This window comes from Romboutsia sp., from assembly GCF_035470145.1.
Classification (GTDB): Bacteria; Bacillota; Clostridia; order Peptostreptococcales; family Peptostreptococcaceae; genus Romboutsia_D.
The window spans coordinates 22,551-29,332 of record NZ_DATIRC010000225.1; the positions used below are offsets into that span (position 1 = coordinate 22,551).

Annotated in this window: 6 protein-coding genes; 5 read left to right on the top strand and 1 reads right to left on the bottom strand. The window is 27.6% G+C overall.

Annotated elements, in window-relative coordinates:
- Nucleotides 1–242 precede the first annotated feature (242 nt).
- From VLM92_RS09745 to VLM92_RS09765, 5 genes are all read left to right on the top strand, one after another.
- A complete protein-coding gene (locus VLM92_RS09745; protein ID WP_325276151.1) occupies nucleotides 243–1,739 on the top strand; it encodes an aminotransferase class I/II-fold pyridoxal phosphate-dependent enzyme in 1,497 nt (498 codons plus the stop codon).
- Nucleotides 1,740–1,754: 15 nt separating this feature from the next.
- Entirely contained in the window at nucleotides 1,755–2,168 is a 414-nt protein-coding gene (gene speD, locus VLM92_RS09750; protein ID WP_325276152.1) for an adenosylmethionine decarboxylase, read from the top strand.
- Between the two features lie 85 nt (nucleotides 2,169–2,253).
- Nucleotides 2,254–3,105, top strand: a complete 852-nt coding sequence (gene speE, locus VLM92_RS09755) for a polyamine aminopropyltransferase (RefSeq protein ID WP_325276153.1) — start codon at nucleotides 2,254–2,256, stop codon at nucleotides 3,103–3,105.
- Entirely contained in the window at nucleotides 3,095–3,982 is an 888-nt protein-coding gene (speB, locus tag VLM92_RS09760; protein WP_325276154.1) for an agmatinase, read from the top strand. The genes speE and speB overlap by 11 nt, the downstream gene beginning before the upstream one ends.
- Nucleotides 3,983–4,322: 340 nt before the next feature.
- Entirely contained in the window at nucleotides 4,323–4,718 is a 396-nt protein-coding gene (locus VLM92_RS09765; RefSeq protein WP_325276155.1) for a DUF5412 family protein, read from the top strand.
- Between the two features lie 55 nt (nucleotides 4,719–4,773).
- Here VLM92_RS09765 and VLM92_RS09770 read toward each other — a convergent pair.
- Nucleotides 4,774–6,782: YhgE/Pip domain-containing protein (locus VLM92_RS09770; protein WP_325276156.1), on the bottom strand; the 2,009-nt coding region annotated here is incomplete at its 5' end.

Below are 6,782 nucleotides of genomic sequence, written 5' to 3' on the forward strand. Positions count from 1 at the left end.
CTAATTATAAATTAATATAAACATAAAAAATAGAAGCATAGTAAAGAATAGTTAAATACACTGGTTCTGATGGGAAAAAATAAAATAAAAAAACTTAAAAAAGTAGTTGCAAAAAATAGAAAATGAAAATATAATAGAAAAGGTAAGTTTAATAATAGTAAATTTAATAAATAGATATAATAATCTTTGATTTGAAAATAAAATATAAAATAGCAAAAATTAAAAAAAAGGGGGGCTTAAATATGCAGGTATATGATAATGCAATTTATGAAAATACCAAGTTGAGTGATAAAGAAATTCCACTTTTGAGCGCTTTGAAAAAGTACTCATTAAGAGATATATCTTGTTTTGATGTTCCAGGTCATGTAAAAGACCAAGGAGTTGATGTTTTAAATAATTACCTAGGGAATCATATTATGAATATGGATATAAACTCATCTCCAACTATGGATAATGTATCTAATCCAAATGGAATTATAAATGAAGCTCAAAATTTATTAGCTAAAGCATATAAATGTGATGAAGCTTTTTTTATAACTAATGGAACTACGCAGGCAATACATGCAATGATACTGAGTATGATAAGACCGGGTGATAAAATAGTCTTACCTAGGAATATTCATAAATCGGTTATAAATGCACTAATTTTAAGTGGTGGAGTACCTGTATTTATACAACCCGAGTTTGATGAATATTTAGGTATTAGTTTAAATTTAGACTTTAATAAAGTTAAAAAAGTTATAGAAGAGAATGAAGATGCCAAAGCATTATTTTTATTAAATCCGACTTACTATGGAGCTTGCACAGAACTAAAAAAGATAATTAAGCTTTGTAAAGAAAATGATGTATTAGTTTTAGTTGATGAAGCTCATGGAGCGCATTTTGCATTCCATGATGAATTGCCTCCTTCAAGTATGGAATTAGGTGCAGATATGTCAGCTGTAAGTATTCATAAAACAGGTGGAGCACTTACTCAAGCGTCTGCGCTTTTAGTAAATAATAAAAATATAGATGTAAGTAAAGTAAGACAAAGTATAAATATGTTACAATCAACATCTGCATCATATTTACTTATGGCAAGTATTGATGGAGCTAGATATAATTTAGTCGAAAATGGTCAAAATCAATTGTCGGAAGCTTTAAATCTGTCTAGATATGCAAAAGCTGAGATAAATAAAATAAAAGGTATAAAAGTTGTTTCAACTGAGTTAAAGCACAATAAAGGTGCTAATTTTATTGATGAAACAAAGCTATGTATAAATACTAAAGGTCTTAATTTAACTGGATTTGAAGTTTATGATTTACTATATAAAAAGTTTGATGTTCAAGTTGAATTAGGAGATTTATACAATATATTAGCACTTGTAGCTATTGGAACTACTAAAAATGATATAGATAAATTAATAGATTCATTAGAACAAATAGCTAAATTGTTTGCAAAGGATGGTATTGTAAAGCAAATAAACCCTAAGCAAATAACACCTGAAATTAAATTAAATCCAAGAGAAGCTTTTTACATGGAAAAAGAAAGTGTAGAAATAGATAAGTGTATAAATAGGATAAGTGGAGAGTCTATAATGGCATATCCACCAGGAATACCTATAGTTGCACCTGGCGAATTGATTACAAAAGAAATCATCGATTATATAAAGACACTTAAGGAAAAAGAGGCTCATTTAACAGATATGAAAGATAAGAGTCTTAAAACAATATTAGTAATAAATGACAAAGATAAATAGAGGAGAATGAATATTATGAAATTTGAAACATTAGGTAGACACATATTAGTAGAATATTACAACTGTGATGAGGAAATATTAAGAGATCCTAAACTTATAGAAAAGTATATGAATGATGCAGCTTTAAATGCAAAAGCAACTATAGTAGATTCAGTTTTCCATCACTTTAATCCATGGGGAGTATCAGGTGCAGTTATAATAGCAGAATCTCATTTAACTATACACACTTGGCCAGAATACGGATATGCATCGGCAGACTTTTTCACTTGTGGAGATATAGATCCATGGAAAAGTTTTGAATTATTAGAAGAACTTTTAAAGGCAGAAAGAAGTGAATCTACAGAAATACCAAGAGGTTTAACAACAAAAATACAAAAATTTGCAAAAAAAGATTTAGGTGACATTACTCACAAGCCAGAAAATGTGTAAATAAAACGGATATAAATAAAATAAATTTTAAATAGATAGTATTTAAATATATAGATAAAATAAAATTAAATTTGGAGGAACAAAGATGGAACTTTGGTACACAGAAGAGTGGACGGACAATGTACGTTTTTCAATAAAGGTAGACAAGCATCTTTTTAGTGATAAATCAGAATTTCAACAAGTAGATGTTTTTGATAGTAAAGAATTTGGAAAGTTTTTAACTTTAGATGGTTTAATGATGGTAAACCACAAAGATGAATTTATATATCATGATATGATAGTTCATGTTCCTATGGCTACTAATATGGACATAAAAAATGTATTAGTAATAGGTGGAGGAGACGGAGGAACTGTAAGAGAGTTAACTCGTTATCCACAAATAGAAAAAATAGACATGGTTGAAATAGATAAAATGGTTGTAGATGTATCTAGAGAATATATAGATATATGTGCATGTAAGTTAGATGATGAAAGAGTAAACTTATACTATGAAGATGGTGTAGCATTCGTAAAGAATTCTAAAGATAAGTCATATGATTTAATAATAGTTGATTCAACAGATCCAATAGGACCTGGAGAAGGATTATTCTCAGTAGATTTCTATAATGATTGTTACAGAGTTTTAAGTGATGAAGGTATACTTGTAAATCAAAATGAGAGTCCTTACTTTGATTTCAATGCAAAGGAAATGAAAAGAGCAAATGAGAAAATAACTAACTTATTCCCTGTAACTAAAGTTTATCAAGCTCATATACCTACTTATCCATCAGGTCACTGGTTATTTGGATTTGCATCTAAAAAGTTTGACCCTATAAAAGACCAAAATAGAGAAAAGTGGGAAAGCTTAAATTTAAAAACTAAGTACTACAACAGTGATTTACATTATGGAGCATTTATGTTACCACAATATGTAAAGGATATGTTAAATGAAAAATAATAAATTTTTTAATATGAGTAATTTTATGGGAATGGACAGTTCTTATGAAGAAGCTGATTTAGTAGTATTTGGTGTAGGATTTGATGGTACAACTTCAAATAGACCTGGGACTAGATTTGCAAGTACTGCTATGAGAAATGAGTTTTATGGTCTTGAAACTTATAGTCCAGTCCTTGATTTAGATTTAGAAGATTTCAATATATGTGATATTGGAGACTTAGATTTAAGTATAGGGAACACAGATATAGTTTTAGATGAAATATATGAAGGAACTAAAGATATTGTAAATGATGACAAAATACCATTTATGATAGGTGGAGAGCATTTAGTTACTTTACCAGCATTTAAAGCTGTTCATGAAAAGTATAATGATGTACATGTACTTCATTTTGATGCTCATACAGATTTAAGAGAAACATATAATAATAATAAGAATTCTCATGCTACTGTTATAAAAAGAATATGGGATATTATAGGAGACAATAAAATATTCCAATTTGGTATTAGATCAGGAACTAAAGAAGAATTTGATTTTGCATTAAAGCAAAAACACACATATATGGAAGTTGGAAGTATAAATACTTTTGAAGATATAGTGAAAAGTTTAGATGGTAAAAATGTATATTTAACTATTGATTTAGATGTATTAGATCCATCAATTTTCCCAGGAACAGGAACACCAGAACCAGGTGGTGTGACTTATAAAGAATTTGAAAATATATTTAAAGTTCTAAAAAATAGTAATATTAACTTAGTTGGATGTGATATTGTTGAATTAAGCCCGGATTATGATAGTACGAGCGTATCAACAGCTGCCGCATGTAAAATATTAAGAGAACTTTCATTAGTTACGTGTGATAATAAAAATAAAAAATAATTATAGTATTAAATGAATACAAAACACTTTATAAAACTAATTTACAAAAATTAGGATTATAAAGTGTTTTTTGCGTGAATAATAAATCATATGTTAATATTATATTAGATAATAGAATGAAATTTGACATCATTGCCAGCTAAATTTTGTTAATAAAGCTGAAAAATTAAAGATGTGTATATTAAAGGTATAATAATATGCTAGTTCATAGTGTGATTTTATTTTTAAATACAAGAATTGAAAATTATAATAATAGAACTGCAGTATTTATATAAAATAAACTTAAAACAAGGGGGATAGCGAGATTTTTATAGTTATTAGTTTTATTCTCGCAAAAAATATGAATATAAATGTAGATATAGAAAGAGATATAAAAAATATCAAGAAAAAAATAGTTTTATTATTTTTAGTAATATTAATTATTATTTTCTTATTTGGGTATGGGGGTAAAAAATATTTTTTAGATGAATTATTTAAACCAAGTGAAGAACTTGTTATGGATTCATCATCTTTTGATGGGATTTATAATATTAAGGCTTATCTTGTTAATGGAGGAGCAACTGTTGATTGGGCTATAAGATGTTATTTAACAACTAATAATAAACATGAAAAAATCATATATTATGAATATCAGGTTAATGATGTGAAAATTAACTGGGTTGATAATGATACTGTTATTATAAATGATCATAAAATAGATTTGCCTGATGGTAAATATGAAAGTATGAGTGAATAAATTTATAAAGTAAAATAGCCTAACTAATATAAATCTAGTCAGGCTATTTTAACTATTAATGGCCTATTAAATCACTTTCATGAAGTTTACTATTAACTCCAGCTGTAGCTCTATTTATTGGTCCTTTTAGTCCTAAAGTAAATGCAATAGGTGCAACTATGAATATAACTAATATAGACATATCTTTTAGTAAATTAGGTTGATATATACCACCTATTGTTTCACGTAGTGCAGATATTGCATATGTGAAAGGTAGTAATGGATTTACATTTTGGAAAAATGTAGGGGTAACTTCTATTGGGAAAGTTCCTCCAGATGCAGCAACTTGTATTACTAATAATATAACACCGATTGCTTTACCAAAGTTACCAAATGTAGATACTAAAGAATAAACTATTGCAGTAAATACAAAACTTGTAAACATTGATAATATAACAAATGATATAGGATCGACAGCTTCTATACCTAGCAATAATATATCACCAGCACTAACAATAAGTGCTTGAACGATAGCAATGCTTAAGAAAGTAAGACCTCTACCAAAGTATATTTCATAAGATTTATAATCGCCATGAGCTTCTGTAGAAAGTAATGACATAAGCAATAATATACCAACCCATAAAGAAAGTACAGTGTAAAATGGTGTCATAGCAGAACCATAGTTTGCTATTGGGTATAACTTATTAGTAACTAAATCAACAGGTTGTTTTAAGAAATTAGAATGTGTAATTGCATCACTTTTAAGTAGTGATACTAATTCATCCATATCATCGCCTTCATTTATTTTATTCATAGTATCAACCAATTCATTAACTATAGATTCAGCTAAAGGTAATTTTTTTTGTATAAACTTTATATCATTTTGTGCACTCTTAGAGAAAGCTAAAGAAGTGCTTAGGATATCTTCAACTGCAGGAAGTTTTTCTTGTGCTTTATCTAAAACAGCGATAGTATCATCCGCAACTTTGAAACTTTCTGTAAATATGTTATTTATAGGGTTAGCTATTTTAGAATCAAAGTTATTTAATATTCCTGAAGCTATGTCATTTACATTATTAGTAATTTGTAAAATTTTATTCAAACCGTCTAAAGAAGGTTTTTGTCCATTCACAATTTGATTTTTCATACTATTTAAGGTACTAATTGCTATATCAAGTTCAGCGTCTATAGATTGTAAATTATCTATAGTAGCTTGAAGTGAATGAGTAGGGTCTAAAGCATTTAATTTCTTTAATAATTCTAAAACTGTTTTATTAGCATTTGATAAAGTAGATAATTTGCTATATAAGCTATCCACCAGTTCAGGTATATTTTCTGAACCTTTATTTATTGCATCTATTAAATCTGATACACTTGAAGATGCACTTGATGAAACTTCTTCTATAATTTGTAAATCATTTTTTATAATAGGTGCAAGCTTATCTAAGCTGCCTTTACTATCTTGTAAAAATGTTTTAACATCAGAAGCTAAGTTCTTAGAGTTAGTTATGGTATCTTGTATTAGTGGTACATCTTTTTGTAAATCAGTTACAACATCTTCTATTTTATAAGTAGCATCAGATGCTAAAGAAATAGTTTTATTTATATCTTTAAACTTTCCTTGAACTTCAATTAAATCATTTTCTAAATTTGTTAACTTTGGTAATTGATTCTCTATTTCTATACCAATATTATTAAATACTTCAAACATTACTTCACTTACAGTTTTAACTACAGTTTGATTAATCTCATTTTGAATAGTAGAAGCACCTTTATCTGTAATTTTAGGAGCTATTGCATTTATTTTTTCATTTACAGTATAGATGATTTCACCTTTTTTAACATTATCAGAAATCAAAGAACCTAAATTTTTCGAAAAATCTTTTGGGATTTCTATTGACGAATAATATGTACCTTTTTTAACACCATCTAAGGCAGTTTTTTCATCAACGAATTTCCAACCTAAATCTTTATTATCTTGAAGTTTTTCGATTAATTCATCTCCCATATTTATCTTTTTATCTCTAATAGTAGTACCTTTATCGTTGTTTACTACTGCAACAGATATATTTCCTGTGCTACCAT